Genomic DNA, 3,955 nt, shown 5'->3' on the forward strand with positions numbered 1-3,955 from the left:
TCTTCTATTTTGCTCCCTTGCGAAGCTAAAATTAGACAATGCGCTCTTTGACGCACCTGATGATGTCGGCTTTGGCGATAAATTCGTTCTAGCAGCTTGGAGGAAAGAGGATTGATTTCTCTAATGAATATCATCAAAAAATCTCTCAATACACAACTCGATTATCTCTAACACATTTTACTATTTGTTTATGTAATTAATTTTGTCTACCTACTTACAAGAAGTGAAGGGCTGGTGTATTCAATATTCCCAACTTTATCAGGAGTGGGAAATTCGTCAACAGCATCGGCTGGGGTACAAGCTTAATGTTAAAGTTAGCGATGCCAAAAAGCGAACGAGGTGGAGTCCACCATTCGTAGTCGTCAACGAACGAATATTGTCACTCGTTTATGGAGTGACTTCTGTTGAAGATTGCAAAGTCAAAGTCGTGGAGAAATTTACTCAATTGCAGCAGATGGAGTTGTGGAATGCTATTTAATTGCTCTAGTCAAAGAGAACACGAGCTTAGACTATGTTATGGCAAAGAAATAGTTTGCTAAAGCCATTGACCGAGTTTGTAGTTAGCTATTATCGGTCAATCTTTGTAGTGAAATCTGCACGCCAGAAAATCAATTTGAGTACTGCCGACTAAATAGATCAGCCGATGCTCTAAGTCAATTCGGCGCGACCAAACATCTGCATCCAAGTATTTTAATGGTTCTGGTTTACCAATTCCTTGAAGTGGGTCTGTTATCAGAGCCGTAACCAGATCTAAAATTTTGGATGCTTTTTTGTAGTCGGTCTTAAACCACTAAGCCAAGTCTTCCTTGAATTGCGAGCTGAATCCAGGACTGCGCCCAATCGGTAGCGGCGTTTCCTCTGATTCATTCTTCTTTCTCTTCGCTGCCAATTCCCAACTCCTGCCGTAGTTCTTCTATGGTCTGAGGCTGAATTTTGCCCGATTTTGATTCGGCGATCGCATCGAGCAGGCGACGACCGTTGGCAGGATTTCGCAACAGATACACTGTTTCAACCAGGCTGGTTAAGTCTGATTCGGCAATCAACGCCACATTTTCTCCTTTGCGCCGTTTGATGATGAGAACCTGATGGTTTTCAGCCACAGAGTCTAATAACTGAAAGAAGCTATTCCTGGCATCTGTTGGAGAAGTGATTTCGTAGGAGAACATAAATAACGTACAGTATTACGTACATTAATTCTACTAAAGATCGATCGAAAGTAGTTAGAGGCGCTCGCTCCTTTGCTATGGAACGCTCGATCGCTGCCACTATAACCCTCTTTTATCACTCTTATGAGAGATTATATACAATAGAGATAGATTTTTTCATGTCAAACTATCTATGCCTGCTTCTAGAGAGGCTCGACCGACAATACGATTTGTTGATGAGTACTGCCAACTGTTTGAGGAATTATTTCCGCTTATTGCGGAGCTTTGAAGCATTCAAACTGCTACATTTGGGCATGATTAGCGAGTTGAAACGCAAGTCACTGCCCGCCATTGCCAAAGCTGTTGGATTAGACAACCATCAGAGCTTGCATCACTTTCTGACTGAATCTCCCTGGACAGTTCAACAGTTACGCCAAAAACGCAAGCGAGATCATCCTCAAGGTGTTGCATGGAAGAACAATGATTTTATTGATTGATGAAACCGGAGATTGCAAGAAAGGGAAAAGTACCGACTATGTGAAAAGACAATACATTGGGAACGTGGGCAAAAAAGAAAATGGCATCGTCGCGGTCACTGCCTATGGATTAGTTGAAGGAATGATTTTGCCCTTATGTTTTGAGGTTTACAAACCTAGAGAACGACTAAAAGCCACTGATGAATATCAAACGAAGCCGCAAATTGCCGCGACGATGATTCGGCAACTACAAGCAATAGGATTTCGGTTTTCCCTGGTATTGGCGGATAGCTTGTATGGTGAAAGTAAGACTAACGCCTGTGAATGTCCTGGATGAGTTGAAACTACCTTACATCTTGGCAATTCGCAGCAATCATGCTCTATGGCTACCTCAAGATCAAGAGGTAGTTCAACAACCGTGGCAAACCTTTGAACGCACTTTTAGCAATGGCACCACCGAAATCCGCTACATGGCTCTCGGTGATTTATGGGAAACGTCGTCGTAAGCAATATTGGCTGTTGACTACTAACCCCGAAACCTTGCCGGATAATTCGACTTCGTTTGTTATGGTAGCTGCACCTGCTATTCAACTGAGCGAAATTGGTGATAGTTATGGGTTTAGGACGAGTATTGAGTATGGACTTAAACAAGCCAAGGATGCGCGCTTGTTGGGCAGATTTTCGCATGACCCAATACTCACAGATTGAGAAATGGTGGGAAATGGTGATGAGTGCATTTTTGATGGTGAGTTTGTTTGCCGATGCTTTTCATGATGCTTGTCCAATTACTCAGAAATTGTTGGCTCAACATCCGTGGTGGAATCATCAAAGCGGTTGGAAACATCTGCTCAACAATCTACGTTTGATCGTCCAACCATTGATTTGTTTCAACTGGTTAAAACGATGGTTAGAAGTATTTCCTATTACATCAAGAGCAGTTTGGATTAGAGCAACTCATGGGTAGGATGAATCAGTTTATTTGTCCCATCGTGCAGCAGCTCAACTTACAACTGATATTTTCTTCCGCTTAGAGTGATAAAAGAGGGTTAAACCGCGAACTTCGAGCCAGCTTTTGGCTACCGCCATTTGCAACTGACAGCTACTAATTGACAATATGGCACGATGGCTTACCTTAGAAGCAGCAGCTCAAGCTGTTGCAGTCGAACACAAACAGCTTGAGGAGTACTTAACCGACAAATCACCAGAAGCCCAATTTCAGGCGCACGGACTTTTGTTCGATCGCCGACGGTGGCAAGCAGGGAAAGAGTTTTTGCAGCTTTTAGAGCAACCTGCCAGTGCCTCGGCATCGGCTGCATCATTTCAAACACTGCAACATAGCAGCGAGAAAGGGCGTTCGTACCGCTGGCATGAAACCCCGATTCGATTGCAGATCGCGTGGCTTCCCTTAAATTCAGATGCCAAAGAACGGCAGGTGTTAATTGCAGCGTCCAGTCACGATGACTTTCCTATTTCTAACCTGGTGGGCGAATCTGAATTAGGAGAATTACCCGCTGTTCTAGCTCAGTTATTGGAAGAGCTTAAGGCTGACTTGCCGCTCCGAAAAATTCGCTATCAGCGCCAGCAGCCAAAAGCAAAATCGACCAATTCATCCCGCTCGTCGGCTCGTTCAACCCAACCTCCAGTTGAAACCAAACAACAAAACTCGGACAAAACTACTCAAATTTCACTCTTTTAAAAAAATGAGCAACGACATTCATGAAGACAAACTACTCGTTCTGCTCGAAGGACAGCAGCATTGGGTACGCAAATCGATTGCCCAAAACGATGACTTACTGCGAATGTTATTTAGTGGGCTTAGCCCCGAACTAGCAGCAGCAGAAATTCAACGATCGCCTAGTCAAATTAAAATTGTGCCAAAAAAAGGGACAAAAGGGACAGATAAACCATCTTATAACTTGCCAACTACTGCATCGGTTTTAGCAGCTTTAGATGCAGCACCGTCTGAGGTAGATCCTGCTATTTTGAGGTGCGTGAAATTGCGAAAAATCGAGTTATTACAGGGGATTAATCCCTGCGATGCCCAAGCTATCGTGGAGCAGATTGAGACGGCGATCGACTGCTCGAAGCATTGGTCGAATTCAGTCAAGCAGTCCCTAAAAAGGCTCGACCAATCCCTGTCCGTTAGCACGATTCCAGTTGGATTTTCAGTCAGTATGGATATCCCAACCACTTCTGAAACAGCCATTTATCGGTTACAAAACTATCTGCAAAGACTGCCTTTGAGTCGTTTTCAAGCCTTAGAAATTCTTGAAGCTAAGCTGAACGTTTACCAACTGCTGCATCTGTATCAAGTGTTTTTCCCAAAACAGTTTG

General features: G+C 43.6%; 4 protein-coding genes and 3 pseudogenes. 4 read left to right on the forward strand and 3 right to left on the reverse strand.

Annotated features, from left to right (window positions below):
* Positions 1-134: pseudogene (locus ACRC32_RS06815) on the reverse strand (IS630 family transposase); the annotation flags it as partial.
* Between the two features lie 68 nt (positions 135-202).
* Between ACRC32_RS06815 and ACRC32_RS06820 the strand changes: the two are divergent.
* Positions 203-478 (forward strand): hypothetical protein, encoded by a 276-nt coding sequence (locus ACRC32_RS06820; RefSeq protein WP_438553261.1) that lies wholly within the window; start codon positions 203-205, stop codon positions 476-478.
* Between the two features lie 96 nt (positions 479-574).
* Here the strand turns inward: ACRC32_RS06820 and ACRC32_RS06825 are convergent.
* Together ACRC32_RS06825 and ACRC32_RS06830 are read right to left on the reverse strand one after the other, a co-directional pair.
* Positions 575-889 (reverse strand): annotated as a pseudogene (locus ACRC32_RS06825) (Txe/YoeB family addiction module toxin).
* On the reverse strand, positions 864-1,166 hold the full coding sequence (locus ACRC32_RS06830; RefSeq protein ID WP_438553262.1) for a type II toxin-antitoxin system Phd/YefM family antitoxin: 303 nt from the start codon (positions 1,164-1,166) through the stop codon (positions 864-866). Before ACRC32_RS06830 ends, ACRC32_RS06825 begins: the two are co-directional and overlap by 26 nt.
* A gap of 172 nt (positions 1,167-1,338) precedes the next feature.
* Between ACRC32_RS06830 and ACRC32_RS06835 the strand changes: the two are divergent.
* The 3 genes and pseudogenes from ACRC32_RS06835 to ACRC32_RS06845 all read left to right on the forward strand — a co-directional run.
* Positions 1,339-2,652 (forward strand): annotated as a pseudogene (locus ACRC32_RS06835) (IS701 family transposase).
* An 83-nt stretch (positions 2,653-2,735) separates the two neighbouring features.
* Positions 2,736-3,317 (forward strand): hypothetical protein, encoded by a 582-nt coding sequence (locus ACRC32_RS06840; RefSeq protein ID WP_438553263.1) that lies wholly within the window; start codon positions 2,736-2,738, stop codon positions 3,315-3,317.
* 4 nt (positions 3,318-3,321) lie between these two features.
* Positions 3,322-3,955 (forward strand): hypothetical protein (locus ACRC32_RS06845; protein WP_438553264.1); only part of this gene is annotated, 634 nt, incomplete at its 3' end.

Source organism: Chroococcidiopsis sp. (assembly GCF_051657925.1).
In the GTDB taxonomy this organism is placed as follows: domain Bacteria; phylum Cyanobacteriota; class Cyanobacteriia; order Cyanobacteriales; family Chroococcidiopsidaceae; genus Chroococcidiopsis.

Bases quoted from the DNA above. Each gene is read 5' to 3' on its own strand.
- ACRC32_RS06830 (WP_438553262.1), bottom strand. From the start codon at position 1,166: ATGTTCTCCTACGAAATCACTTCTCCAACAGATGCCAGGAATAGCTTC.
- ACRC32_RS06840 (WP_438553263.1), top strand. From the start codon at position 2,736: ATGGCACGATGGCTTACCTTAGAAGCAGCAGCTCAAGCTGTTGCAGTC.